Annotated in this window: 24 protein-coding genes; 13 read left to right on the plus strand and 11 right to left on the minus strand. The window is 72.5% G+C overall.

What is annotated here, in order from left to right:
• Positions 1-54: 54 nt before the first annotated feature.
• The gene (gene glgX, locus ACZ4NB_RS18730) at positions 55-2310 is read right to left on the minus strand and encodes a glycogen debranching protein GlgX (RefSeq protein WP_467662800.1); all 2256 of its coding nucleotides are present in this window, start codon (positions 2308-2310) and stop codon (positions 55-57) included.
• 252 nt (positions 2311-2562) lie between these two features.
• On the opposite strand from glgX, the gene ACZ4NB_RS18735 reads away from it, so the two are divergent.
• The 7 genes from ACZ4NB_RS18735 to ACZ4NB_RS18765 all read left to right on the plus strand — a co-directional run bounded on the left by ACZ4NB_RS18735 (position 2563) and on the right by ACZ4NB_RS18765 (position 9164).
• Positions 2563-3879: a L,D-transpeptidase gene (locus tag ACZ4NB_RS18735; RefSeq protein WP_467662802.1), complete on the plus strand. Its 1317-nt coding sequence runs from the start codon at positions 2563-2565 to the stop codon at positions 3877-3879.
• A gap of 191 nt (positions 3880-4070) precedes the next feature.
• A complete protein-coding gene (locus ACZ4NB_RS18740; RefSeq protein WP_467662803.1) occupies positions 4071-5312 on the plus strand; it encodes a L,D-transpeptidase in 1242 nt (413 codons plus the stop codon).
• Between the two features lie 94 nt (positions 5313-5406).
• Positions 5407-6174: an enoyl-CoA hydratase/isomerase family protein gene (locus ACZ4NB_RS18745; RefSeq protein WP_467662805.1), complete on the plus strand. Its 768-nt coding sequence runs from the start codon at positions 5407-5409 to the stop codon at positions 6172-6174.
• A 264-nt stretch (positions 6175-6438) separates the two neighbouring features.
• Entirely contained in the window at positions 6439-6978 is a 540-nt protein-coding gene (locus ACZ4NB_RS18750; protein ID WP_467662807.1) for an ATP-binding protein, read from the plus strand.
• Positions 6979-7087: 109 nt separating this feature from the next.
• Positions 7088-7495: a hypothetical protein gene (locus ACZ4NB_RS18755; protein ID WP_467662809.1), complete on the plus strand. Its 408-nt coding sequence runs from the start codon at positions 7088-7090 to the stop codon at positions 7493-7495.
• 53 nt (positions 7496-7548) lie between these two features.
• Positions 7549-8325 (plus strand): DsbA family protein, encoded by a 777-nt coding sequence (locus ACZ4NB_RS18760; RefSeq protein ID WP_467662811.1) that lies wholly within the window; start codon positions 7549-7551, stop codon positions 8323-8325.
• On the plus strand, positions 8322-9164 hold the full coding sequence (locus tag ACZ4NB_RS18765) for a cytochrome c biogenesis CcdA family protein (RefSeq protein ID WP_467662813.1): 843 nt from the start codon (positions 8322-8324) through the stop codon (positions 9162-9164). Before ACZ4NB_RS18760 ends, ACZ4NB_RS18765 begins: the two co-directional genes overlap by 4 nt.
• Positions 9165-9221: 57 nt before the next feature.
• On the opposite strand, the gene ACZ4NB_RS18770 is transcribed toward ACZ4NB_RS18765, so the two are convergent.
• The 4 genes from ACZ4NB_RS18770 to ACZ4NB_RS18785 all read right to left on the minus strand — a co-directional run bounded on the left by ACZ4NB_RS18770 (position 9222) and on the right by ACZ4NB_RS18785 (position 12869).
• The gene (locus tag ACZ4NB_RS18770; protein WP_467662815.1) at positions 9222-10547 is read right to left on the minus strand and encodes a deoxyguanosinetriphosphate triphosphohydrolase family protein; all 1326 of its coding nucleotides are present in this window, start codon (positions 10545-10547) and stop codon (positions 9222-9224) included.
• 144 nt (positions 10548-10691) lie between these two features.
• The gene (locus ACZ4NB_RS18775; protein ID WP_467662817.1) at positions 10692-11045 is read right to left on the minus strand and encodes a hypothetical protein; all 354 of its coding nucleotides are present in this window, start codon (positions 11043-11045) and stop codon (positions 10692-10694) included.
• Positions 11046-11234: 189 nt separating this feature from the next.
• Entirely contained in the window at positions 11235-12065 is an 831-nt protein-coding gene (gene nadE, locus ACZ4NB_RS18780) for an ammonia-dependent NAD(+) synthetase (RefSeq protein WP_467662819.1), read from the minus strand.
• A 249-nt stretch (positions 12066-12314) separates the two neighbouring features.
• On the minus strand, positions 12315-12869 hold the full coding sequence (locus ACZ4NB_RS18785) for a GH25 family lysozyme (protein ID WP_467662821.1): 555 nt from the start codon (positions 12867-12869) through the stop codon (positions 12315-12317).
• A gap of 298 nt (positions 12870-13167) precedes the next feature.
• Between ACZ4NB_RS18785 and ACZ4NB_RS18790 the strand changes: the two genes are divergently transcribed.
• Both ACZ4NB_RS18790 and ACZ4NB_RS18795 read left to right on the plus strand, forming a co-directional pair.
• On the plus strand, positions 13168-13935 hold the full coding sequence (locus ACZ4NB_RS18790; protein ID WP_467662823.1) for a response regulator transcription factor: 768 nt from the start codon (positions 13168-13170) through the stop codon (positions 13933-13935).
• Between the two features lies 1 nt (position 13936).
• Positions 13937-15433 (plus strand): sensor histidine kinase, encoded by a 1497-nt coding sequence (locus ACZ4NB_RS18795; protein ID WP_467662825.1) that lies wholly within the window; start codon positions 13937-13939, stop codon positions 15431-15433.
• 45 nt (positions 15434-15478) lie between these two features.
• On the opposite strand, the gene ACZ4NB_RS18800 is transcribed toward ACZ4NB_RS18795, so the two are convergent.
• Together ACZ4NB_RS18800 and ACZ4NB_RS18805 are read right to left on the minus strand one after the other, a co-directional pair.
• A complete protein-coding gene (locus tag ACZ4NB_RS18800) occupies positions 15479-16471 on the minus strand; it encodes a M56 family metallopeptidase (RefSeq protein WP_467662827.1) in 993 nt (330 codons plus the stop codon).
• Positions 16468-16920: a BlaI/MecI/CopY family transcriptional regulator gene (locus ACZ4NB_RS18805; protein WP_467662829.1), complete on the minus strand. Its 453-nt coding sequence runs from the start codon at positions 16918-16920 to the stop codon at positions 16468-16470. Before ACZ4NB_RS18805 ends, ACZ4NB_RS18800 begins: the two co-directional genes overlap by 4 nt.
• 330 nt (positions 16921-17250) lie before the next feature.
• Between ACZ4NB_RS18805 and ACZ4NB_RS18810 the strand changes: the two genes are divergently transcribed.
• Both ACZ4NB_RS18810 and ACZ4NB_RS18815 read left to right on the plus strand, forming a co-directional pair.
• On the plus strand, positions 17251-17937 hold the full coding sequence (locus ACZ4NB_RS18810) for a phosphatase PAP2 family protein (RefSeq protein WP_467662831.1): 687 nt from the start codon (positions 17251-17253) through the stop codon (positions 17935-17937).
• Positions 17938-18079: 142 nt separating this feature from the next.
• Positions 18080-18391 carry a hypothetical protein gene (locus ACZ4NB_RS18815; protein ID WP_467662833.1) on the plus strand — a complete coding sequence of 104 codons (312 nt, stop codon included), beginning with the start codon at positions 18080-18082 and terminating at the stop codon, positions 18389-18391.
• Positions 18392-18413: 22 nt separating this feature from the next.
• On the opposite strand, the gene ACZ4NB_RS18820 is transcribed toward ACZ4NB_RS18815, so the two are convergent.
• The gene (locus tag ACZ4NB_RS18820; RefSeq protein WP_467662835.1) at positions 18414-19250 is read right to left on the minus strand and encodes an aldo/keto reductase; all 837 of its coding nucleotides are present in this window, start codon (positions 19248-19250) and stop codon (positions 18414-18416) included.
• Between the two features lie 1104 nt (positions 19251-20354).
• Here ACZ4NB_RS18820 and ACZ4NB_RS18825 point away from each other — a divergent pair.
• Together ACZ4NB_RS18825 and ACZ4NB_RS18830 are read left to right on the plus strand one after the other, a co-directional pair.
• Positions 20355-20987 carry a hypothetical protein gene (locus ACZ4NB_RS18825; RefSeq protein WP_467662837.1) on the plus strand — a complete coding sequence of 211 codons (633 nt, stop codon included), beginning with the start codon at positions 20355-20357 and terminating at the stop codon, positions 20985-20987.
• Positions 20988-21064: 77 nt separating this feature from the next.
• Positions 21065-23170, plus strand: a complete 2106-nt coding sequence (locus tag ACZ4NB_RS18830; RefSeq protein WP_467662839.1) for a hypothetical protein — start codon at positions 21065-21067, stop codon at positions 23168-23170.
• 218 nt (positions 23171-23388) lie between these two features.
• Here the strand turns inward: ACZ4NB_RS18830 and ACZ4NB_RS18835 are convergent, their stop codons facing one another.
• The 3 genes from ACZ4NB_RS18835 to ACZ4NB_RS18845 form a co-directional block, all read right to left on the minus strand.
• A complete protein-coding gene (locus ACZ4NB_RS18835) occupies positions 23389-23781 on the minus strand; it encodes a type II toxin-antitoxin system VapC family toxin (RefSeq protein ID WP_093647231.1) in 393 nt (130 codons plus the stop codon).
• Positions 23778-24050, minus strand: coding sequence for a hypothetical protein (locus tag ACZ4NB_RS18840; protein ID WP_467662841.1), 273 nt, complete (start codon positions 24048-24050; stop codon positions 23778-23780). Before ACZ4NB_RS18840 ends, ACZ4NB_RS18835 begins: the two co-directional genes overlap by 4 nt.
• Positions 24051-24361: 311 nt before the next feature.
• A complete protein-coding gene (locus ACZ4NB_RS18845; protein ID WP_467662843.1) occupies positions 24362-25744 on the minus strand; it encodes an L-serine ammonia-lyase in 1383 nt (460 codons plus the stop codon).
• Positions 25745-25823: the final 79 nt, after the last annotated feature.

Consider the following 25823-nt stretch of genomic DNA (forward strand, 5'->3'; position numbering starts at 1 on the left):
CACCCGCGAGCGTAGGGCGCACCACTGACAACGCTCCTGTGAATTTCCGCCGTCTCAGCCCGGCACCGCCCGGAACAGCATCACCGACCGCCCGGCGAGCGTGATCGTGCCGCCGGCCGCGTACGGCGGCCGCGCCGGACCCGGCTGGTCCGTGCGGGCGGTGTCGACGAGGAGCTCGTACGCCCGCGCCCACGGCGGGCCGGGCAGGGTGAGCGGGCGGGGGTGGGCGGCGGCGTGCAGGACGGCGAGGAAGCTGTCGTCGACGATGCGCACGCCCCGCTCGTCGCGCTGGGAGATGTCGTTGCCGGAGAGGTACATGCCCAGGGTGGCTCCCGGGGTGTACCAGTCCTGTTCGGTCATCTCCGTGCCGTCCGCGGTGAACCAGGCGAGGTCGCGCAGCCCGCCCTGCCCGTGCGGCCGGCCGGAGAAGAACGCCCGGCGGCGCAGGACGGGATGTGCGCGGCGCAGCGCGATCAGCCGGGCGGCGAGCTCGGCCAGCGGCCGCCAGCCGGGGTCGTCCAGCAGCGACCAGTCCACCCAGCTGGTGGGGTTGTCCTGGCAGTAGGCGTTGTTGTTGCCGTGCTGGGTGCGGCCCATCTCGTCGCCGGCCACCAGCATCGGCACACCGGTGGACAGCAGCAGCGTGGTCAGCAGGTTGCGCAGCTGGCGGTGGCGCAGCGCGGTGACCTCCGTGTCGTCGGTCTCGCCCTCGGCGCCGCAGTTCCACGACCGGTTGTCGCTGGTGCCGTCGCGGTTGTTCTCGCCGTTGTCGGCGTTGCGCTTGTGCTCGTAGCTGACCAGGTCGCGCAGGGTGAAGCCGTCGTGCGCGGTGATGAAGTTGACCGAGGCGTACGGGCGGCGGCCGCCCCAGGCGTAGAGGTCGCTGGATCCCGAGAGCCGGTAGCCCAGGTCGCGCACGTCGTGCTGGGCGCCGCGCCAGAAGTCGCGGACGGTGTCGCGGTAGCGGTCGTTCCACTCCGTCCACAGAGGCGGGAAGGCGCCGACCTGATAGCCGCCGGAACCCACGTCCCAGGGTTCGGCGATCAGTTTGACCCGGCGCAGTACCGGGTCCTGGGCGATCACGGCGAGGAACGGGGAGAGCATGTCCACGTCGTGCATGGAGCGGGCCAGCGCCGCCGCCAGATCGAAGCGGAAGCCGTCCACGCCCATCTCGGTGACCCAGTAGCGCAGCGAATCGGTGATCAGCCGCAGCACCTGGGGCTGGACGACGTGCAGGGTGTTGCCGCAGCCGGTGTAGTCGGCGTAGCGCCGGGCGTCGCCCGCCAGCCGATAGTAGCCGCGGTTGTCGATGCCCCGCAGGGAGAGCGTCGGTCCCAGCTCGCCGGCCTCCGCGGTGTGGTTGTAGACGACGTCGAGGATGACCTCGATACCGGCGTCGTGCAGCGCCCGCACCATCCGCTTGAACTCGCCGACCTGCTGCCCGCGGGTGCCGGTGGCGGCATAGCCGGCGTGCGGCGCGAAGTAGCCGATGGAGTTGTAGCCCCAGTAATTGCGCAGCCCCCGGCGCACCAGATGGTCCTCGTGGGCGAACTGATGGACCGGCAGCAGCTCGACGGCGGTGACGCCCAGCCGGACCAGGTGCTCCAGCGCGGCCGGATGCGCAAGTCCCGCGTAGGTGCCCCGCAGCTGCTCGGGGATACCGGGGTGGCGCATCGTGAAGCCGCGCACATGCAGCTCGTAGAGGATGGAATCCGGCCAGGGCGTCTTGGGGCGCCGGTCGTCGCGCCACTCGTCCTCGCCGCCCTCGTCCCCGGTGTCGCCGCCGACCACGACCCCCTTGGGGACGTACGGCGCGGAGTCCCGGTCGTCGCGCACGGTGTCCGCGATCTGCTGCTGCGGCCAGTCGCGGACGTGCCCGTAGAGCCGGGCGGGCAGGGCGAGGCCGGCGCCGGCCGGCTCCGTACGCGCCCCGAAGTCGCCGTCCACGGCCCTGGCATACGGGTCCAGCAGCAGCTTCGCGGGGTTCCAGCGGGCGCCGCTCCAGGGGTCCCAGCGGCCGTGCACCCGGTAGCCGTAGCGGTGGCCGGGGCGGATGCCGGGCAGGAAGCCGTGCCAGATCTCATGGGTCAGCTCGGTGAGCGGATGGCGGGTCTCGCGCTCCTCCTCGTCGAACAGACACAGCTCCACGGCCTCGGCACCGCCCGCCCACAGGGCGAAGTTGGTGCCCGCGACGCCGTCGGGCCCGGTGCGGTAGCGGGCCCCCAGCGGCGTCGGACTGCCGGGGCGGACGTCCGCCGGTGGGGCGAGTGGTTCGTCCGCCACCGCCTCCTGCTCGGGTGCGCTCGACACGTGCCGGCCTCCTGCGGCTCATGGCTCGGTCGGGCGGTCCCCACCGGGGGGCGCCGCCCAGCGTCAGCTGGGGGAGTCCCGGTCGTGCGTGCGTCTCCGCCCTCCCCGTTGTTCTTCCCGCAACCGGGCGTTGCCTCACGTTTCCCGCCGCGGCGGCTCATTGTTCTGTCCATGCCCCGCCGAGAGATGTCCGTGACATTCCCTTACGCGGCATACCTCCCGACCCGGGGATCATCCGTCACAATCCGGTATATGACCGTCCATCACCAGGGCCGAGCAGGAGACCGAGCGACGAGCCGCGGCGGTGTCCGTGTGCGGGCGGGGACGCCGGTCCGGGTGCGGGGCGGGTCGGGCCGCCGGGGCGGGACCCGGGCCACGCGCCGGCTCCGCGCCGTGCTCGCCGCCGTGGCCGGGCTCGCCGGAGCGGTGGCGCTGGCGGGCTGCGCGGACTCGGTGCTGTTCGACGGCGGCACCCCGCGCACCGCGGAGGAGCTGATCCGCATCGTCCCGCACGACGGCGCCCACGACGTCCGGGCCGACGGGCGGTTCGAGATCCGGGTGCCGCAGGGCCGGCTGGAGCGGGTGGCGGTCAGCCGCAACGGGGACGCCGGCCGGCAGGCCGTCGCCGGCCGGATCTCCTCGGACGGCACGGTCTGGCGGCCGGCCACCGGCCCGCTCCAGCCCGGTGCGCAGTACACCGTCGACGCGGTGGCGCTGGACGGCGCGGGGTACCGCGCGGCCCGCCACACCACCTTCACCACGGCCGTGCCCGCCCGGCGCGTCATCGGCCGCTTCTCGCCGCCGGGCGACACCACGGTCGGCACCGGCCTGATCTTCTCGATGACCTTCAACCGGCCGGTCGCCGACCGGGCCGCCGTCGAGCGGGCCGTCCAGGTCAGCGCCCGCCCCGCCGTCCAGATCGCCGGCCACTGGTTCGGGCACCGGCGGCTGGACTTCCGGCCCCGCGAGCGCTGGCGGCCGGGCACCGAGGTCACCGTGCAGCTGCGGCTGCGCGGGGTGAAGGCCGGACCGGACACCTACGGCATGCAGCACCGGACCGTCCACTACCGGGTGGGCCGGGACCAGGTCAGCAGCATCGACGCCGCGCGGCACACCATGACGGTGCGGCGCGACGGCCGGGTGGTGGCGGTGCTGCCGGTCACCGCGGGCAACGCCGAGAACCCCACGTACAACGGGCGGATGGTGATTCTGGAGCGCCATTCGGTGACCCGGATGGACGGCGACACCGTCGGCTTCGGCAGCGAGTACGACATCGCGGACGTACCGCACGCCTTGCGCCTCACCAGGTCCGGCACTTTCCTGCACGGCAACTACTGGGCGCGTCCGGAGGTCTTCGGCGGCCGGAACACCAGCCATGGCTGCGTGGGCCTCAGGGACATCAAGGGCGGTGGCCGCGGCACCCCGGCCGGCTGGTTCTTCGGCCAGTCGATCGTCGGCGACGTGGTGGTGGTCCACAACTCCCCGGAGCGCACGGTCGCACCGGACAACGGCCTCGGTGGCTGGAACATGCCGTGGGACCAGTGGCGGGCCGGTTCGGCACTGGGCTGACCGGGGAGCGGTCGCCGGGCGCGCGCACGCGTCCGCGCGTACCCCCGAGCCACCCTCGCACTTGGGACTGAACGGTGACATCCGCGGGGAGTTCACTGTCACAGCGGTGTGGTTACCTAACGGCAAGCGCGCGGCTGTGCTCAGACGCGTGCGGGCGACCGCGGGCCGTGCGAGGGGGAAAGGGGCCGATCGTGAACGTCCAGCCGAATCCGGGGGTGCCGGCTCGCCGGCGCCGGTGGCCAGGCGGGGGCCGGGGCCCGCTCACACTTCTGCTCGGCGCGACGCTGCTGCTGGTGAGCGCGTGCGGCGGGGACGACACCGACGACCGCGGACCGGCCGGCAAGGCCGGCGGGGACAAGGCCGCCTCCCGGGCCGCGGTGACGATCGCGCCCAAGGACGGCGCGGACGACGTCGCCACCAGCGGCGCGCTGAAGGTGACCGCCAAGAACGGCCGGCTCACCTCCGTCCGGGTCAAGGACGGCAAGGGCAACGAGGTCGACGGGAAGATATCCGGCGACGGCGCCCAGTGGCGGCCGAGCGGCCATCTCGGCGCCTCGACGGAGTACACCGTCGACGCGGTCGCGGTGGACCGCCGGGGCCGGGAGGCCGCCGAGCACGCCACGTTCACCACCCTCGTCCCCAAGAACACCTTCATCGGCCGGTACAGCCCCGAGAACGGCCAGCGGGTCGGCGTCGGGATGCCGGTCTCGATCCACTTCACCCGCGGCATCACCTCCCCCAAGGCCGTCGAGGACGCCGTCAAGGTCACCGCCGAGCCGTCGGTCCCGATCGAGGGCCACTGGTTCGGCAACGACCGGCTCGACTTCCGCCCCGAGAAGTACTGGGCACCGGGCACCAAGGTCACCCTCAAGCTCGACCTCGACGGCGTCGAGGGCCGGCCGGGCGTCTACGGCACCCAGGCCAAGGAGGTCTCCTTCACCATCGGCCGCAGCCAGGTGAGCACCGTCGACGCCAAGTCGAAGCAGATGACCGTGGTCCGCGACGGCAAGAGGATCAAGACCATCCCGATCACGTCGGGCGCGCCGGGCACCGAGACGTACAACGGCAAGATGGTGATCAGCGAGAAGCACGAGGTGACGCGGATGAACGGCGACACCGTCGGCTTCGGCGGCGAGTACGACATCAAGGACGTACCGCACGCCATGCGGCTGAGCACGTCCGGCACCTTCATCCACGGCAACTACTGGTCGGGCCGGCCGACGTTCGGCACGCGCAACGCCAGCCACGGCTGTGTGGGCCTGTTCGACCAGCGCGGCGGTGGCGACGGGTCCACCCCGGCGGCCTGGTTCTTCCGCAACTCCCTCGTCGGCGATGTCGTCGTGGTCGAGAACTCGCACGATGAAACGATCCAGCCCGACAACGGCTTCAGCGACTGGAACATGTCCTGGGAGCGGTGGAAGGCCGGCTCGTAGGGGCGGGCGTGCCGCATCACCCGTTGGGGCCCGGTCCCGCACTGTGACCAAGTGCACCGGGTCCCACGTCGTTAACGGGGACTAACCTTCCCCCATGACTGTGCATCTTGAGGTCGCCGACGGCGTCGGCACCATCCGCCTGGACCGCCCGCCGATGAACGCGCTGGACATCGCCACCCAGGACCGGCTGCGCGAGCTGGCCGAAGAGGTCACCCGCCGCGACGATGTGCGTGCCGTCGTCATCTGGGGCGGCGAGAAGGTGTTCGCGGCCGGTGCGGACATCAAGGAGATGCAGGCCATGGACCACACGGCCATGGTCCTGCGCTCCAAGGCCCTGCAGGACTCGTTCACCGCCGTGGCCCGGATCCCCAAGCCGGTGGTCGCCGCGGTCACCGGCTACGCGCTCGGCGGCGGCTGCGAGTTGGCGCTCTGCGCCGACTTCCGGATCGCCGCCGACAACGCCAAGCTCGGCCAGCCCGAGATCCTGCTCGGCCTCATCCCGGGCGCCGGCGGCACCCAGCGGCTGGCCCGCCTCGTGGGCCCCTCCAAGGCCAAGGACCTCATCTTCACCGGCCGCCATGTGAAGGCCGAGGAGGCGCTGGCCATCGGCCTGGTCGACCGGGTGGTGCCGGCCGCCGAGGTCCCTGCGCAGGCGCACGCCTGGGCCGCGCGGCTGGCGGCCGGTCCCGCACTGGCGCTGCGCGCCGCGAAGGAGTCCGTCGACGCGGGCCTGGAGACGGACATCGACACCGGGCTGACGGTGGAACGCAACTGGTTCGCGGGGCTGTTCGCGACCGCGGACCGGGAGATCGGAATGCGCAGCTTCGTCGAGGAGGGACCCGGCAAGGCCAAGTTCCTCTGAAACCGGTGGTGTTGGCGGGACGATTGAGGTTTGGCCGGGACCAGATGCCTCGTGTGGGCGAATTGCGGAAAACTTAATTGCGCCTTAAGGCAGCCTTGTTGACAGGTCTTGCCAAGCCTGCGCAGGCCGGGTGTCGTCGCAGGTCAGGGTGTAAGTCCCGGAACCTTAAATGTCGTTGGCATATGTCCCACAGGGGGTCTGGAACCGGAGATTCCGGGCAAGGGATTCCGCCGGTTCCACCCCCGTGACCGCCAAGTAGCAGCCATGATGGGGGGCATGGCGGGCCTCGAAGGTATGGAGCAGCCGCGGCCGCGGAGCGATCCGGCCGCCGCACGGTGGGACATCCCCGGTGCGGACCGGAATCGGGCTCCGGCCCCCTGCGGGCCGGCGCCCGCGGCGCTCGACCTCGTCGGCGACCCGAACATCGGCGAGGTCCGGCTGCCCTCCCGTCCGCAGTCCGCCGGCACCGCCCGGCGGCTGACCGCCTGCGTACTCCTGCGGCAGTGGTCCCTGACGCCCCAGCTCGCCGAGCACGCCGTCCTGCTCGTCTCCGAGCTCGTCGGCAACGCCGTACGCCACACCGGCGCCCGCACCTTCGGGCTGCGGATGCTGCGCCGCCGCGGCTGGATCCGCATCGAGGTGCGCGACCCGTCCCGCGGACTGCCCTGTCTCATGCCCGTCCAGGAAATGGACATCAGCGGCCGGGGCCTCTTCCTCGTCGACACGCTCTCCGACCGCTGGGGCGTGGACCTGCTGCCCCGAGGCAAGACCACCTGGTTCGAGATGCGGGTCACCGACCGCTGAGCAGCGGCCCTCGCGCGCCTGCTGCCGCACGCCGGTCGTGGCTCCGGTCATCCGACAGCGGTCCGTAGGATGGGTGTTCCATGCGCGCGGACGGTACGGAGGGAGGGACATGAACGCCATGCGCCGGTCGGCTGCGATGACGTTGCTGCTCCTCCTCGCGGTGGCCTTCGGGCCTCTGCTGTGCCGGGCCGGCGGCGACCAGACCTGGGCGGGCGTCCGGACCGCCGGCGCCGAGCGGGTGTGGCACGCCGCCGCGCAGGAGAGCCGGGCCGCCGACGGCCCGGCCGATGCCCCGGTGGCCGACGCGCCCAAGAGGTGTTCGGACCGGCACGCGCCCGGCCCCGAGGAGTCCGTCCCGCCGTCCGCGCCGCACCGCGGTGAGCCACTGGCACCCGCGACCGCCGGCCCGGGGCCGCTCGCCGTCGACCTGCCCGCGCAGTTCGCGCTCGCCCGCCCGCCGACCGACGGCACCTCCGCCGTCGACCACACCGCGCTCCTGCCCGTACTGAGGATCTAGGCCGCCCCCGCAAAGGCCGCCGCAATCCCTCTTCGTACGTATGGAGCTTCCGCATGCCCGCTTCCGCCTCACCCACCCGCAAACTCGCCGCCGTAGGCGCGGTCATCGCCCTCGTCGTGGCCGTGATCGCCATCGGCATCGCCGTAGGCAAGGCCGTCGAGGGCGACCGCGACACCGGCCGCACCGGCGAATCGGAGGCCGCCGCCTCCAGCGGCTCCCAGGAGGACGCCGCACAGCAGAAGATGTTCGACGGCCTCGCCGAGAAGACCAGCCGGCGGACGGCCGGCGATCCGCTGGCCGTCGGCCGGAAGGACGCCCCGGTGGTCCTGGTCGAGTACGCCGACTACGCGTGCTCGTTCTGCGGCCGCTTCACCCGCGAGACCCAGCCGGAGCTGGTCAAGAAGTACGTCGACGCGGGCACCCTGCGGATCGAGTTCCGCAACTTCCCCGTCTTCGGAGCCGACTCCGAGCGGGCCGCCCGCGCGTCCTGGGCCGCCGGTCAGCAGGGCAAGTTCTGGCAGCTGCACGACACGCTGTACGCCAAGACCCGCAAGGGCGGCGACCTGGCCGAGGACAAGCTCGTCGAGCTGGCCCGTGAGAGCGGTGTGCCGGACATCGACAAGTTCCGTACGGACCTGGGCGGCGCGGATGCCGAGCGCGCGCTGAAGAAGGACCAGGACGAGGGCTACCAGCTCGGTGTGCAGTCCACGCCGTCCTTCCTGGTCAACGGGCGGCCGATCAGCGGGGCCCAGCCCACCGCGGTCTTCGCGCAGGCCGTCGAGGACGCCGCGGCGAAGGCGGGTGCGAAGGGCTCGGGGGCCGGCGAGTGACCGGCGACATCGGCTACCTCGCGGCGTTCCTGGGCGGGGCGCTCGCCCTGCTCAGCCCGTGCAGCGCACTGCTGCTGCCGGCGTTCTTCGCGTACTCGCTCGCCACGCCGGGCCGGCTGCTGGCCCGCACCGGGGTGTTCTATCTGGGGCTGGCCACCACGCTCGTGCCGCTCGGCGCGGCCAGTACGGCGGCCAGCCGGCTGTTCAACGGCCACCGCGAGCTGCTGATCGCCGTCGGCGGCTGGGTCGTCATCGCGATGGGCCTCGCCCAGATCCTGGGCCTGGGCTTCGCCTCCCGGCGCGCCCAGGCGGCGGCGGCCAGGATCACCCCCCGCTCCGCCGTCTCCACCTTCCTCCTCGGCTGCGTCTACGGCCTGGCCGGCTTTTGCGCCGGACCGATCCTGGGCGCGGTGCTGACGGTGACCGCGGTCAGCGGCAACGCCGTGTACGGGGCCTCGATGCTCGCCGTGTACGCACTGGGCATGGCCCTGCCGCTGTTCGTCCTGGCACTGCTGTGGGACCGCTTCCAGCTCGGCACCCGGGGCTGGCTGCGCGGCCGGGAACTCAGCCTCGGCAGGCTGCGGCTGCACACCACCTCGCTGCTGTCCGGGGTCTTCTTCATCGGCATCGGCGTGCTGTTCCTGCGCTTCAACGGGACCAGCGCGCTGCCCGGGATCCTCGACGCGGACACCGAGTTCCAGGTCGAGGAGTGGGCGAGGAGGATCGGCAACGGCGTACCGGACTATGTGCTGATCGCGGTGGGGGCGCTGCTCGTCGCCGGGGTGCTGGGACGGATCGCGCTGCGGCAGGAGCGCCGGCCGCGGGACGGGGCCGAGTAGCCGCGGGGCGGGGTCGCGGGCGGAGGGTGTCCGTCCGCGCCCCCGGTCCCGCCCGTCTCACCGCCACACGTTGTCGCTCACCGAGCCCAGGCCCGTACCGGACAGCCGACGGTGCAGAGCCAGCGCCTGGTCCTCGGTGAGCGAGGCGACATGGTCGGCCGCGGCGCGCAGCCGGTCGCCGTGCAGCGCCAGCTCCTCGGCCCGGTCCGGCGGCAGCAGTTCGGGGGCGTCATGGGTCCAGCGCAGCAGCTCGCCGACGATCCGTCGTTTGCCGTGCTGCTGGGTGGCCAGCGCGGGCCGGTCGATGACATAGCACCAGACCAGTTCCTTGAGCAGATCGCAGGCGGCCCGCCGCTCCGGCGGGATCACCAGCCGCGCCCCGTAGCGGATCGCCGCCGCGCCGCCCACCTCCAGCTCGATGCCCCGGGTGAAGTACGCGATCAGATCGGCGGTGCGGCGGTTGACCGCGACCGCGTCCTCCTGGCCGCCGCTGTACGGGGCGGGTACCGCCAGCCGCTTGCCGATGTCCGCCATCAGCACCAGCGCCGCCTCGCGGTCGAAGGACTCACCCGACCGCGCCCGCTTGGCCTGCACATAGTCCAGGAAGCGGCGGGTCTCCCGCTCGGTCTCGCCGCCCGCACCGCCGTCCGGCGGGAAGAGCGCGGCCAGCGGGATCAGCCCCGTGCGGTAGAAGTCCTCGACGTCATGGCAGGCGTAGGTGACATCGTCCGCCCAGTCCATGACCTGCTCCTCGACCGGTACGGCGAAGTCCGCGCGGCCGGCCCGCACCCAGGAGAACGCCTCCCGGTCGGCGACGTACACGCCCCACTTCACATGCCGCGCCGGATCCTGGTCGACCGGCGCCCGCTCCCAGGGGTACTTCGTGGCGGCGTCCAGGCAGGCGCGGGTCAGATGCAGTCCGCGATGGCCCGGGTACTTGTGGGCGGCGAGGAAGGTCAGCACCCGCAGGGTCTGGGCATTGCCCTCGAAGCTGTCCAGCACGCCGTCGGCGAAGTGCAGTTCGTCCATCGTGGTGCGCAGCGCCATCTCACCGGCGTGCCCGAAGGGCGGATGGCCGATGTCATGGGCCATGCAGGCCGCCTCGACGAGCGCCGGGTTGGGACCGCCGTACCGGCGCTCCAGCCGCTCCGCCATCCGGCGGCCGAGCTGGGCGACCTTCATCGAATGCGTCAGCCGGGTGTGGTAAGCGCCCAGCTCGGCGCTCGCCACGACCTGGCTCTTGCCGGCCAGCGCCCGCCACTGCGTGGAGTACAGGATCCGGTCCACGTCGTGCTCGAACCCGGACCGCTGCCCGTCGTCGGGCACCCGTCGGCGCAGGGAGTGCTGCTCAAGGTCCTCATCGCTGTATGTGGCAGGTCGCATGCGCGGATCGTAGCCCCGCCGGCCGCGGGCCGGCCGTCCCGCCGCCGGGCAGCCGCGCCGGCGGCCGGGGAGATCCGGCCCGGCCAGGGCCTGTCCGATCAGTCCTGGCCGGGCCCTTCCCGACCATGACCCATCGGGCAGACCCTAGGCGCTGAGCCGTCGCCGCCAGCGCGGGTGGGTGCGGGTGTGCGGCCGGATGTGCGGGTGGTGGGCGTCGGCCCGGCGCCGGCGGTCGTTGCACAGCAGGCACTTGCCGTACCCCGGCGGGAGGGGGTCCTCCGGGTCGCCGTACAGCGGGTCGACCGGGCCGCCCGGATGGAGGGCGCAGCCGGTCGGGCCGGTCTCGGCGCCCAGCGAGCTGGCGGCGGTCAGCGCTTGCCGGAGGACGTCGACGAGTTGGTCCGCGCCCTGCCGGGTCGGCGCGGACTGCAGAGCGGAGGCAAGGCCGGAGGCGGTGGTCAGCGCGGTCTGGAGTTCGCGCAGGTTTGCGTAACCCATGTCCTGGAGCGTAGGCGGCCCCACTGACAGTTGATCTTTCGATCTCACTTCGCGGCTTCCCATGGCCGCATGCATGCCCGCCCCGGCCCATGATTTAGCACCGGGACGGTGACCGTCCCCTTGCCGGCTCATGACATGTCGGGTGGGGCGCCTCGCCGCCGATGGGCCACCAGGCGCCCGCCCCGCGCCTCAGGGGGCGATCGGCAGGGCCCGCTTGTGGTCCGTGAGGCGGTAGCGGCGGACGATGGCCTCGAAGGCGGCGGCCTCGACCGGCTCGCCCTCCAGGAAGTCGTCGATCTGGTCGTAGCTCACGCCGAGCGCGTCCTCGTCGGGCTTGCCCGGGTCGAGCGTCTCCAGATCGGCGGTCGGCACCTTCGTCACCAGCTCCCGGGGGGCGCCCAGCACGGCCGCCACCGCGCGCACCCGGCGCTTGGTGAGCCCCGTCAGCGGTACGACGTCGGCCGCGCCGTCGCCGAACTTGGTGAAGAACCCGGACACCGCCTCGGCCGCGTGGTCGGTGCCCACGACCAGGCCGTCGTGGGCCCCCGCGACCGCGTACTGCGCGATCATGCGCTGGCGGGCCTTGATGTTGCCCTGGACGAAGTCCTGGTGGTGGGCGTCGCGGAAGGTCAGCCCGCCGTCCAGCGCGGCCTGCAGCGCGGCGTCGCTCGCCGGGCGGATGTCGACGGTCAGCTCCCGGTCGGCGCGGATGAACTCCAGCGCCCGCTGGGCGTCCTTCTCGTCCGCCTGGACGCCGTACGGCAGCCGCATCGCGTAGAACGTCGCCTCGTGCCCGGCGGCGCGGGCCCGCTCCACGGCCAGCTGGCAGAGCCGGCCGGTGGTCGTGGAGTCCACGCCGCCGCTGATCCCCAGGACCAGCGACCGCAGGCCCGTGGAGGTCAGCCGCTCCGTGAGGAAGGCCACCCGGCGCTCGATCTCCCGCTCGGCGTCGAAGGACGCGGTCACCTGGAGATCCCGGGCGATCTCCTGCTGCAGGGCCTTGGACGCCGGGTCGGTCACGACTGCTCCTCAATGGTTCTCTCGCTGCGCCGCGCGGTGTGCGGCACGGCCTGTGTCACGGCGGGTGTGGCGGTCGGTGTCACGCGCTGTTCCCGGGCGCGTACGCGGTGCCGTTCGGCGCCAGGGGAGTTACCGGGCGTGACGCGGCATTACCCGGTGTGCGCCGGATACCGCGCCTGGTGACTCGGTGTTCGCCTGGTGCGTACGCGCGGTTCCTGGATACGTGAATCCGCGTGCCGAGAGGAAACCTTATGCCGGGTGCGCCCACTTCTTCATCGCGGCCTTGCTGGAGAAGTCCGCGACGTCCTTGTCCAGCGGCCGGTCGGTGTACTGGTGGATACGCCACTTCGCCTTGATCCGGGGGTGCCCGGCGGAGACGTAGTCGGCGATCCACAGGCCGTCGGCCGCATAGGACGTGGTGTCGTGATTCAGCCAGAAATCGCGGTTGCAGTAGAGCATCACGCGGTGCGTGGGGCGGAGCTTCTTCACCTCGACGAGGAACTGGTCCTTCTGTGCGTTGCTCGCATGGGTGCCCTCGCCGGTGCGCTCCCAGTCGCAGGCCAGGATGTCGCCCTGGACCGACGCGCACTTCTCGACGAAATACCGGGCCTGGGCGGCGATATTCCCCGGCCACAGAAAGTGGTAGAAACCGACCACGCAGCCTGCTTTACGGGCCTTTGCGGCCTGGGTGTTCTGGTGCGGATTGATGTAGGACCGGCCTTCGGTGGCCTTGACGAAAACGAAGTCCAGTCCCTCGGTGGAATACGAGGTGTTGTAGGAGCTGACATCGACACCGTGCAGCATGAACGGCCTCCTGCCGTCGGACCTGCGGATTCGAAACGCCAACTGGTCGAACTGGTCTCTGCGTTACGTTCTGTGTGCCCCTGCGATGCGGTTTTGTACCCGTTCGTGCCGTCCAGTTCGTGCCAGCAGTTCAACATGCTCGCCAGTCAGGACGCCAGATCGTGGACGAGAAGTTCCTTACCGCACAGGCATATTGAGGGCGCGGAGGAAATCCGGCGGCGGCCTCGGCGGCCGAGTTCCGGCGGTGGCGCGACGACCGGCCGGGCCCGCGCCGCCGGGCCCTTGGCAGACTTGCCGGGTGACCCGTTCCGTACTGCTCGCCGAGGACCACCGGCCCATCCGCACCGCACTGGCGCGCGCCCTGACCCTGGAGGGGTATCAGGTCACCGCCGTCGCCGACGGCGTCCAGGCGCTCGCCGCCGCGCACCGCGAACGGCCGGACGTGATCCTGCTGGACGTGATGATGCCGGGCATCGACGGGCTCCAGGTGTGCCAGGCGCTGCGGGCCGAGCGGGACCGCACCCCGATCCTGATGCTCACCGCCCGGGCCGGGACGGCGGACCGGATCGCCGGTCTGGACGCCGGGGCCGACGACTACGTGGTCAAGCCGTTCGAGGTCGAGGAGGTCTTCGCCCGGCTGCGGGCGCTGCTGCGGCGGACCGCGGAGCGCGAGGAGGACGCCGCCGACGCCCCCGAAGACACCGAGGCCGCCGGCGCTGCCGAGGCGGCGGCCGGCGGGGCGGAGGACGCCCGGGCGGCCGGCGGCGGGGCCGTCGAGGCGGCCGATCTGCGGATCGATGGACCCTCGCGCCGCGCCTGGCGCGACGGACGGGAGCTGGAGCTGACCCGGACCGAGTTCGCCCTGCTGGAACTGCTCGCCCGCAACGCCGGGACCGTACTGGAACACTCGACGATCTACGACCGGATCTGGGGCTACGACTTCGGGCCGGGCTCCAAGAACCTCGCGGTGTACGTGGGCTATCTGCGGCGCAAGGTCGACGTCCCGGGCAGCCGGCCGCTGATCCACACGGTGCGCGGTGTCGGCTACGTCCTGCGGGCGGACTGAGGTGCCCGGATCATGGCGGCGCGGCCGCCCGGCCCGCTGGCTGCGCACCCGCGAGCCCGCCAGTCTGCGCACCGCCTTCGCGGTGTCGTTCGCCACCGGGGCCGCGGCGGTCAGCGTGCTCGTCGGATGCCTGGGCTACGACGCGGCGGCCCGGCTGGTGCGGGTGGACGAGAAGTCGGTGTTCTCCGAGGTCGTACGGGATCTGCGCACCCAGGTCCGGGAGAAGCCGTACGGGCCCGGCGACTACGCCAGCTCCCACCCCGACCGCGGCGGACCGCGCGACGACCTGATCCGGCCCAGTCGTACGGAGGTGCAGATCCTGGGCGCCGGCGGCCGGATCGTGGAGCCGGGGAGCCCGGTCCTGCCGGTCGGCGCAGCGGAGCGCCGGATCGCCATGGACGAGCGGGCCGGCGTGCACACCGGGGGCGAGGCGGAACTCGGCGACGGGGAGTACCACGTGGCGACCGTCGCGCTCGGCGGCGGCCGCGGGGCGGTCCAGGTGGCCCGGCGGTCCAGTGGGACCGAGGAGCTGCTCGCCGCGCTCCAGCATCGCACCGCCCTCCTGGCGGCCGCGGTCACCGCGCTGTCCGGGGCGGCCGGCTGGTGGCTGGCGCGCCGGATCACCGGCCGGCTGGTGCGGTTGACCTCGGTCGCCGAGAGCGTGGCGGAGCACGGGCGGCTGGACGTCCCGGTGCCGGCGGCCGGGCGCGACGAGGTGGCACGGCTGGGGCGGGCCTTCGACGACATGCTCGGGCGGCTGGCCGGCGCCGTGCAGGACCAGCAGCGGCTCGTCCAGGACGCCGGCCATGAGCTGCGCACCCCGCTGACCTCGCTGTGCACCAACATCTCGCTGCTCAGGCGCTTCGACGAGCTGCCGCCGGACGCCCGCGAGGAGCTGCTCGCCGACCTGGCGGGCGAGGCCCGGGAACTGAGCGGTCTGGTCAACGAGCTGGTCGACCTGGCGGCCGGACAGCGCGCCGACGATCCGCTGTCCGAGGTGTGCCTGGCCGAGGTCGCGCAGAAGGCGGCGGCCTCGGCCCGTCGGCGCACCGGCCGCGAGATCGCCGTACGGATCGTGCGCCCGGCGGTGGTCGAGGGGCGGTCCGCCGCGCTGAACCGGGCGCTGAGCAATCTGCTGGAGAACGCCGCGAAGTTCGACGCGGGCGGGACCGAGCCGATCGAGGTCGTCGTGACCGGCGCCCGCATCGAGGTCCTCGACCGCGGCCCCGGCATCGCGGAGGCCGACCTCACCCGGGTCTTCGACCGCTTCTACCGGGCCCCGGCCGCACGCGGCCTGCCCGGCTCCGGCCTGGGCCTGGCCATCGTCCACGAGATCGCCACCGCCCACGGGGGCCATGCCTTCGTCACCCACCGACCGGGCGGCGGCGCCGTCCTGGGCTTCACCGTGGGCAGAGGCAAGGGCGCGGGCACGGGGGTCGGCGCGGGCGCGCGCCCCTGGACCGGTCCGCTGACGGCGCCGCGCAGCAGCCGGGTGTGACCGGGCGGCAGGGGGCCGGGCGCTGACTTGCGGCCCGGTCGCCGCTCAGCGCGCCGCCGGCTGCCCGTGTGCCGGCTGCCCGTGTGCCGACTGCGCCTGGGCCACCTCCACCGTCTCGTGCAGGTCGGCGGCGGCGTCCAGGGCGGCGGACGCGGAGAGGGCTACGCAGAGGAGCAGCGCCGCGGCGATCGGACGGCGGCCGCGCAGACCGGCCCGTATCGGAGGGTGGCCGGGCGGCCGCCCGGGGGCCAGCAGGGCGGCGACCCGGCGCGGCACCGGGCCGGCCGTGGCGGCGAGGGACGTGCGGGGGCGGTACGGCGCCGGGGCGTGCGGACGGGCGGCGAGGGCGGCGCGGCCGATGGCGCGGGCGGTGACCCGGCGGTCGCCCACCTGGGCCGCCGCCGACTCGTCGGCCCAGCGCTCCAGCACATAGCCGAGCGGCCCGCGCAGCGAGCGGAGCAGCGGGTGGCAGGCGGCGGCGAGCGCGGCGGTGAGCAGGAAGAGGTGGTGCCGCCCGGCGAGATGGGCGCGCTCATGGGCCAACAGCGCCTCCCGCTCGGCGGGTTCCAGCGCCCGCAGCATGCCGTCGGTGACCACCACCCGGCCCGGCCGCCCCGGCAGCGCGTACGCATCGGGCGCGGCGTCCGGGAGCACGCACAGATCGCCGCGGACCGGGTGGGCGTCGATGGCCCGCCGGGCCGTGCGCAGCTCGGCGCGATGCCGGCGGGCGCGGACCGCGACGGCGATCGCACAGAGGGCCAGGAGTCCGCCGGCGAGGCAGGCCGCGGGGACCGACACGGCGGGATCGCCGCCGAGGAGCGGGAGGGAGAGATGGCCCAGGGCGGCGACCGGGGGCAGCCGCAGCGCCCCGGCGGCCAGCAGCAGGCCCAGTGCCACGAGCGTGCAGCCGGCCAGGGCGAGGGAGCAGCCGGCCAGCAGCCAGGCCGCGGTGCGCGGCGGCAGCGACTCGGCCAGCCGTCGGGCGGCCGGCACCGCGACCAGCGGCACCAGCAGCGGAATCCACACGGCGACGATCACGGGGTGCCCCCGGGGCCCGGCCGGGGCCCGGCTCCCGGCTCCTGTGGACCGGCGCCGACAGCTCCCGTCCGGCCGGGGTCCCTGGCCTCCTCCAGGAGGGAGCGCAGCAACCGCTCGTCCTCATCGGTCAGTTGGGAGACGAAGCGGGCGAGCGCGGTGCCGCGGTCGTCCTGCTTGTCCAGCTCGCTGCGCATCCGCCGGGCGGTCAGCCCCGCGGAGTCCTGTATGGGCGAGTACGCGAACCCGCGGCCGGCCCGGGAGCGGGACACCGCGCCCTTGTCGTGCAGCCGGGTCAGGATCGTCGTCACGGTCGTGCGGGCCAGCCGGCCGCCCAGTGCGCTCTGCACCTCGGCGGGGCTCAGCGGCCCCTCGGCCGCCCAGAGCGCCGCGAGCACGCTCGCCTCCAGCTCGCCCGAGGGGCGCCGCTGCGCGGGTGATCTCTCCGACATGGAACGCCCTTCACCGGTTCGTTCGCCTACAGTGCCGTAGACCGTCTACGGGGCTGTAGTCGGTCGGGCCGGCCGCTCGACAGGCCCGCAACCCATTATGGGAGGGGCCACCGACATGGCCGCAGCCGCCACATCCGCGCAGGTGAGAGGCGGGCTCACGGGCATCGCCCGGTCCGCCGGCGGTCTCGGCGCCGATGCGCCGCCCGCGGCGTCCGGCGCCCCGAATCCGCCCGCCGGCACCGCCGTCCGCACCACTCGGCCGCACCCCCAGGCGGCCCCGCGGTGACGGCGCCGGGACGGAGTCCGGGGGCGGAGCCGGAGGCGCGTCCGGTGCCGGGCCCGTGGCCCCGTACCGGCCCGCTGCTCGCCGTCGCCGCGGTCTGCGCGGTGCTCTTCGCCGCCGCGGCCGTCACCGTCTCCGTCCACCACGGCGCCTTCGCCCCCGAACACGTCGCCGTCCGCTGGTCCGTGGCGCACCACGGGGAGCCGGCGCTGTCGCTGGCCCGTGTGCTGACGGACACCGGGACCGGCCTGTTCCCGTATCTGGCCGCCGTGCTCGGGGGCCTGCTGGCCGGCCGGGGCACGCGCGGCCGGATCCGCGCGGTCGCGTACGCCGTCGCCGTCCTCGCCGTCGGCCAGGCGGTCCGTTTCGGCCTGATGCGGCTGCTCACCCGCCCCCGCCCACCGGTCACCGACTGGGCCCAGTACGCCTCCGGTTACGCCTTCCCCTCGGGCCACGCGACCACCGCGGTGCTGGCGGCCGGGATCCTGGCCTGGGGCATCGCGCGCCGCGCCCGCCCCGCGGTCGCCGGCACCTGGTGCGCGGTGCTCGCCGTCTGGGCCGCCGGGGTCGGCCTCACCCGTGTCTACCTGGGCGTCCACTGGCCCGTCGACGTCCTCGCCGGCTGGTTCCTGGCCGCCGCCCTGCTCGCCCTCGCCCTGCTCCTGGAGCCGTACGCCGTCCCCCGCCCGGCCGGGGGCGCGGACCCGCCGTCCGCCCGCCATTCCCATGAATAGCTGACGATCGGTCCAGGTCTTCCCCAAGGCGGCATGGACGGCTTCCGCACCGAGCACCACTGTCCTGGGAGCCGGGACCGACACGATCGCGCCACCGGCACCGCCACGGTCCGTACCGCCGCACCACCAGGGGGACATGCGCATGAACCAGCCGTTCGACGCCGCCATCCCGTACCCGCCGACCGGCGAGGGCGCCGCGCGCTCCGCACTCCGCCACCGCCGCTGCCCGGCCGCCGCCGCCGCGGATCCCGCCCCGTGCGACGGGCCGCACGACGCCGCCACCATCGTCGACCGGCACGGAAAGGAGGTCGCCGGCTGCGTCCAGCACTGCGCCCGCCTCCTGGCCGGCCTCGAAGGCGCCCGCGTCCACCCCTTCGTCCTCGCACACCACGCCCTGGACATCTACTCCAGGGCCCGCGAACTTCCCCCCTTCGCCTGGGAGATCGGCCGGTAGGCCGTCCGCGGCCGGCGGCCCCTCAGCTCGCCTGCAGCCGGTCGAGCCGCTGCCACTGGTCCTTGGTCATCCGCAGGTCCGCCGCGGCGGTGTTCTCCTCCAGGTGGTCGATCGAGCCGGTGCCCGGGATCGGCAGCACGACCGGCGAGCGGTCGAGCAGCCAGGCGAGCGAGACCTGTGCCGCCGTGGCGCCGAGTTCGGCCGCCACGGCGGCGATCTCGTCGGCCGCCGAGTTCGCCGAGGGGTGGACCGGCCGCCAGGGCAGGAAGGCGATGCCCGCGGCGTCACAGGCGTCGAGCACGGCCTCGTGCTCGCGGTCGAGCATGCTGTACCGGTTCTGCACGCTCACCACGTCGATGATCTTCCGGGCCTCTTCGAGCTCGGAGACGGTGACCTCGGACAGCCCGAGGTGGCCGATCTTCCCCTGGATCTGGAGTTCCCGCAGCGCGCCCAGCTGGTCGGCGAGCGGCACCTCCGGGTCGATGCGGTGGAGCTGGAGGAGTTCGAGGCGCTCGACCCGCAGCCGGCGCAGGCCCTCGTCGACCTGCTCCCGCAGGAACTCCGGCCGGCCGTGGACCGCCGCTTCGCGGTCGGCGGTCGGTGGCGCGATCCCGACCTTCGTCGCGACGAGCAGATCGCCCGGGTAGGGGTGCAGCGCCTCGGCGAGCAGCTCCTCGTTGGCACCCCATCCGTACATGTGCGCGGTGTCGATCAGCGTGACACCCAGCTCGACGGCGCGCCGGGCCACGGCGAGGGAGGTCTCCCGAGCCGGCCCGGGAGCGGTCGGCAGACGCATCGCCCCGAACCCCAGCCGCCGAACGGTGCGCTCGCCGCCGATGCTGAACGTGCCTGATGCCATAGGTCGGTTCTGCCCCTCGCCTGCGGTCGTTCTTGATCACAGCGTCAACTGCCCACGATATCAACGCTGTTGAACGGCGACCGGCGTTCGTGTGTCGGCCCGCTCACCCCACGGCGTCGGGTCGGGGTACCTCGTCGAGGGCGGTATCGCCTACCAGGTCTCCGAGGTCCTGTGACGGGACCGTGCGGACGCCCGCCCCGCCCGGTCCTCCGCGTAAGCAGGGAAGGCCCTGACAGCGCCGAAAGACACGAACGCGCTGGTCAGGGCCTCTTTCCTCAGCACTCGATGATGTTCACCGCGAGCCCGCCCCGCGCCGTCTCCTTGTACTTGACGCTCATGTCGGCCACTTTTGATCATGGCTCTGACCTGCGAATTTGGCGTGGCAAGCGCGCCGTGCGACACGTCAGGGATTTTGCAGGGACTTCTTGCCGGCAATTGTCTACAAGGTATCCGACCGGCGTGTGGCATGCCTGTACGGGTCGGATCTTTGGCGCCCATGCGGACGTTCGATTGCTTCATCTGGGCGCCGTACTCGTAATGCGTAGGTCTCGGGTTCGAATCCCGACGGCGGCTCCAGCGGAACCCCAGGTCAGCCTTCTGACCTGGGGTTTCTTTCTTTTCATGCTGTTTGGTCCGGGCGTGAATGCAGTCCCTGGCCTGCGTAGACGAAATGCGTAGGTCTGGGGTTCGCCGTTGAGGGCAGTCCACGGAAAGGGGTGTGCGGACAGGCCCTGAACTGCTGTTTTCGTGGATGGTTGATGGCTGGTCAGCCTCCTTGCCGATCGGGGTGCACAAAGGGAGCGCATCGGTGCACTGGTAGTGCGGCAGGCGGCGTGCGCGGCGGTCGGGCAGGCGGTAGTTCCCGAGCGTGTCGAGGTTTGTCGATGTCGGACAACAAGCGCGAGGCTGGACTCTGCGGTGTCGTCGACCTGAGACGGGTACGGAGTGATCACCGCGGTTGTCGTTGTGGGAAGGAGCGCTCCGGGTCGCGCCCGTCCCCGAGCTGGGGACATCGGTGCCCACCCGGGGCGTGTGAGCCCTTGGTCTTCCAGTGAGCTTCGGCGGCGCGGCAGCGGGCCGAAGCAGATCGCCCGGGCGCTTGGCGTGCGACCGTCGGCCGCGAGCGCGTTGGTGCGGCGGGCTGCCGAGGCCGAACAGGCGATCGATGATCCGGCGGGCCGTGCCCTGGTCGGCTGCTGGCTCAGCCCGGGGTGGAGCGAGGGGCTCGGCCTCGGCGACGATCCTCATGCCTGGCACCGGAGCGACCCGCTGTTCGGTGTGGAGACTGCCTCGGGTGGGTTGGCCGGGGTGGTGGTTGCCCGGCGGGAGCGGGCGAGCCGGGTCACGGTCTGCGGGTTCCTGGTCGACGTGCACTGCCTCGGTGTGAAGAACGTGAACGGGCCGCACATGATGGGATCAGGTTCCCTCGATGCCTGGCGGCGGGAGTTCTTCTCCGCGTTCGACTCGCCGGGTGTCGAGGCGCCACTGGAGTTGGCCCAGCATGTGGTGCACGGAGCGGTGGCGTTTGCCCGCGGGCTGGGCTTCGAGCCGCATGAGGAGTTCGCCGCGGCGGCCGCGTACCTGGGTGAGCCTGCGGGGCCGGTGCCGATCGAGTTCGGCCGGGACGGCGTGCCGTTCTATGTCGCGGGTCCGTACGACGATGCACGGTCTGTCGTCCGGATGCTCGAAGCCGCGGTCGGCGACGGCAACTACCACTACGTGCTGCCCACGGGGTAGCGGGCCGCTCCTCCTCGGCTGCGTTGCGCGTCGTGGTTCGGCGATAGCGTGGTGTGGCAAGGAGTGCTGCGGACACGTTGGGCGGGTTCATGCGGATGCGGTTCGAAGCCGGGGCCGAGGAGGAGTACGAGGCGGCGCGTGGGCTGCTGGTCGACCGGTTGGTTCGGTGGGCTGGGGAGCGGGGTCTGCCGGTTGACGGGTTCATGGCCGAGGCGGCGCTGGACTACCGGCACCGGGCGACGGCCGACGGGCGGCTGGGGCTGTGGGAGTCGCGGCATGTGGAGGAGTGTCTGCTCTTCTGGTTGCCGCAGACGGTCACCGGACTCCCCGGTGAGGAACGCGGCGACGCCCCAGGCACGTTGCATATGCTGCTGCGCTATCTGCACGCCGCGCAGTTGGCGGACCCGCGCGGCCCCGCACTTCAGGACTCCCTCGCAGCGGTCGACACAGTGGCCGAGCAGTATCCGGCGGCGATGGCGGACCGTACCCGCTGGGGTTTGGCGAAGTTCTGGGCGATGACCGCCGCCGAACAGGGCGTGGACGTCCTGGACGGTGCGGCGTTGCAGCGGTTCGCGGAGCGGGCGCAGCGTGGGGAGGCCGCCTACGATGAGCAGGCCCTCGACGCGATCATGGAACGGCGGGTGACCGGCCATGCGCTGTCCGGCTCGGCCCGGGCCGAGCCGCAGCTGCCCGTGGCGCTCCTCCCGGACGGCGAACTGCGCCGACGGGCCGAGGCGTCGACGATCGTGGCGCAGTTGCGTGGGCTCGCCGAGTGGGCGGGCCAGGGCGGCCGCGTGGTGACGGCGGCGGGGCGGTTGCGGATGGCCGATGCCCGCGAACTGGTGGACGTGCTGGGCACTGGCGACAACGTCGAGGGGGTGCGCTCATCGGCTGACCTGCCGCGGCTGGGGTTGCTGGTGGAGTGGGCGAAGAAGGCGCGGCTGGTCCGGGTGGTCAAGGGGCGGTTGCATGCGGTGGCCAAGGCCCGGCCTTTGCTGGCCGACCCGCTTCAGCTGTGGCTGCGCGCCTTCGACGCGTGCTTCGAGCTCCGGCAGGCCGTGATCGGTGCGCGCAGCGGCTGGCATGTGGAGTCGATGCTCTTCGATGTGTACGAGGACGTGCTGGAGGACGTGCTGAACACGCTCTACAGCCTTCCGTACCCGATGCCTTGGCCGCGGCTGCGTGACTCTGTGCACCTGGCCTACCGGGCCATCTTCGAGTGGGACGGCGGGTCGGACGTCCAGCACCGGATGTGGTTCGAACACGCTGACCGGGATCTGCGCACGGTACTCGACGTTCTGGTGGACCTCGGCGCGATCGACCGCGACCGAGGCATGGCCGATCCGGTGTTCCTTGATGTCGACCTCTCGGACGTCGGAGACGATCTGCCCGCGGACATGCCACCCGAGCTCGCGGAGCTGCTGGGTGTCGCGGGGGCGGCAGCGGATCCGGCGGCGCAGGAGCGTGACCGTGCCCAGCGTGAGGAGCTGACCGCTGGGCCGGTCGAGCTCATCCGTCTCACCGAGCTGGGCACCTGGGCCGTACGGCAGCGGTTGCTGGCGGTCGGCCGGGACGCCCCGCTGGTCGGCGAGCTGGCCCATGCCTCGGCGGCCGGCCTGCTGGGGGTGCTGGCCGACGACTACGACCCGGATGCCGCCCGCGCGGAGCTGGCCGGCTGGATTTCGGCCCACGGCGAGCGGCATGCCGCACTGCGGCAACTCGTCGAAGCGGTACGGTCGATGCCTTTCCGTGTGCGTGCGCAGGCGATGCTTGGCGTACTTCTGGCGGCGTTGCCGGACGGCGAGGGCGAACGGCTGCTGCGCCAGTTGCGTGGCGATGCTCAGCTCGCGCCGCTCGCGCTGAGCGAACTGGCGCGCCATGAATTGCTGCCTCCCGAGGACATGACCGACGCCGAGCATCTGCTGGTGCTCGCCGAGAGCCTGCTCCAGTTCGTGGAGCTGGCGGGCGGCCGGGACGGCGCCGAGGAGGCGCTGCGCGCCCAGGGCATCGAGGCCAGGGATGCGGTTGCCGCCGCACTGGACTCCGCGCACCCGGATCGGTCCGGACTCGACGAGCTCAGGCAGCTGGCGGCACGGGCACTGGGTACCCCCGGTGCTCTCCTCGGCCGCGCCCGGAAGCCCAGGCGCCCCGCAGGCAAGAGCGGCCGCCAGCGGCGCCGCTGAGTGGAACAACATCGTCCACCCCGCCGGCGCCGGGCGAGACCGGCGCCTGTGTACGGATCGGGCAGCGGGAAGCCGATGGGTCCCGGCGTCGTACGTCCTCGGTGGCGCGCTACCGTCGGGGCCGTGGTCGAAGGATGGGACGAAGACGGGCTGCGGGCTGTGCGCGGCGCGCTCCACACGCAGGGATATCCGCGTTCCGTTGAGCCGCGGCCTCGCGGTCACACCTTGACGATGCGGATGCCGGGGCCGCACAGCATGAGGAGGTCCTCGGGGTCCGACGTCAGGACGGTCGCAGGGGCCGGCGAGGCGAGTGCGGTGGCGGTCACGATGGCGTCGAGGGCGTACTTGTGGCCGTGCAGGCTGGCAGCGGCGAGGAGTTTGCTGGCGTGGCGGGCGATGGCTTCGGTGGGCGGGACGATGTTCACGCGGGAAACGGCGTAGTCGAAGCGGGCCTGGTTGACCTTGGGATCGCGTGCTTCGACCAGCGTGACGGAGCTGGTGACCACGCGGATGTCCTCGGCCTCGGCCGCAGCCAGCCACTCGGTGAGTTCAGGGGAGCGTCGTACGAGTTTGGACAGCCCCTCGCAGTCCAGGACGAGCGTCCCGCTCACGCGGCGTCCGCCGAGCTGGCCGTGTCACCGCGCAGGATGCCTCGCTTGGTCTCGACCGCTGCCTGGTCCACCGGGCCGTGTTCGGCTTCGGCGTCTTCGATGAGTTCGCGCAGCCGGTCCCGCTCCAGCTGGCGCTGGATGAGGGCTTCGACGTAGGCGGACATGCCTCGCTTGCCGGTACGTGCCTTGAGGGCGGCGATGGTGCCTTCGTGGAGGGAGACGGAGACCGGACGGACGGGGCCTTCGCCGGGAGCGGAGGAGGTGGCCATGGATCTACTTTAACAACACTCTTGTTATTGAGGGGGTCGCTAACCGTGCCCGATCCTCCGTGCAGGCATTGCCTAGTTGATCGTCACCGCAGAGCCGATCGAAGGGCGCTGGGAGAGGGGGCCGTCGTCGAGCAGGTGCGATGAACCCCAGGTCAGACGCCGATCGGCGAAGAATTTCCCAGGGACTTTTCAGGGACTTTCACGCCTGTCCCAGGGAGATTTCAGGGACTTTCCGCCGCGTAAGCAGGGAAGGCCCTGACAGCGCTGAAAGAGACGAACGCGCTGGTCAGGGCCTACATCGAGGAGCGGCCTCAGCACTCGATGATGTTCACCGCGAGCCCGCCCCGCGCCGTCTCCTTGTACTTGACGCTCATGTCGGCGCCGGTGTCCTTCATGGTCTTGATGACCTTGTCGAGGGAGACGTGGTGGCGGCCGTCGCCGCGCAGGGCCATGCGGGCGGCGGTGACGGCCTTGACCGAGGCCATGCCGTTGCGCTCGATGCAGGGGATCTGGACGAGGCCGCCGACGGGGTCGCAGGTCAGGCCGAGGTTGTGTTCCATGCCGATCTCGGCGGCGTTCTCGACCTGTTCCACCGAGCCGCCGAGGACTTCGGCGAGGCCGCCGGCGGCCATGGAGCAGGCGGAGCCGACCTCGCCCTGGCAGCCGACCTCGGCGCCGGAGATGGAGGCGTTCTCCTTGAAGAGCATGCCGATGGCGCCGGCGGCGAGCAGGAAGCGGACGATGCCGTCCTCGTCGGCGCCGGGGACGAAGTTGAGGTAGTAGTGCAGGACGGCGGGGATGATGCCGGCGGCGCCGTTGGTGGGGGCGGTCACGACCCGGCCGCCGGCGGCGTTCTCCTCGTTGACGGCCATGGCGTAGAGGGTGACCCACTCCATCGCGTGGGCCTGGGCGTCGCCTTCGGCGCGCAGTGCGCGGGCGGCGGTGGCGGCGCGGCGGCGGACCTTCAGCCCGCCGGGCAGGATGCCTTCACGGGACATGCCGCGGGCCACGCATGCCTGCATGACCTGCCAGATCTCCAGCAGTCCCGCGCGGATCTCTTCCTCGGTGCGCCAGGCCTTCTCGTTCTCCAGCATCAGGGCGGAGATCGACAGGCCGGTCTCCTGGGTCAGGCGCAGGAGTTCGTCGCCGGTGCGGAAGGGGTGGGTCAGGACGGTGTCGTCGAGTTTGATGCGGTCTTCGCCGACGGCGTCCTCGTCCACGACGAAGCCGCCGCCGACGGAGTAGTAGGTCTTCTCCAGCAGGGGGGCGCCGGCGGCGTCGTAGGCGAAGAGGGTCATGCCGTTGGCGTGGTAGGGCAGGGCCCGGCGCCGGTGCAGGATCAGTTCGCTGGACTCGTCGAAGTCGATTTCCTGGTCGGTGCCTATTTCGGTGGCGAGCAGGCGCAGGCGCTTGGTGGTGCGGATGCGCTCGACCTGGTCGTCGGCGGTTTCGACGTCGACGGTGCGGGGGGAGTGGCCTTCGAGGCCGAGGAGGACGGCTTTGGGGGTGCCGTGGCCGTGGCCGGTGGCGCCCAGGGAGCCGAAGAGTTCGGCGCGTACCTTGACCGTCTGGGCGAGCAGGCCGTCCTTCTTGAGGCGTCCGACGAACATCCGGGCGGCGCGCATGGGGCCGACGGTGTGGGAGCTGGAGGGGCCGATGCCGATGGAGAAGAGGTCGAAGACGGAGATGGCCACGGTGGCGGACTCCCTTGTCTGCTCGTGGTGGACGGTGGAGCAATGGGGCAGGAGGTACGTTTCTGCGCCGTTTGTCGAG

This window comes from Streptomyces sp. NPDC026575, from assembly GCF_055567415.1.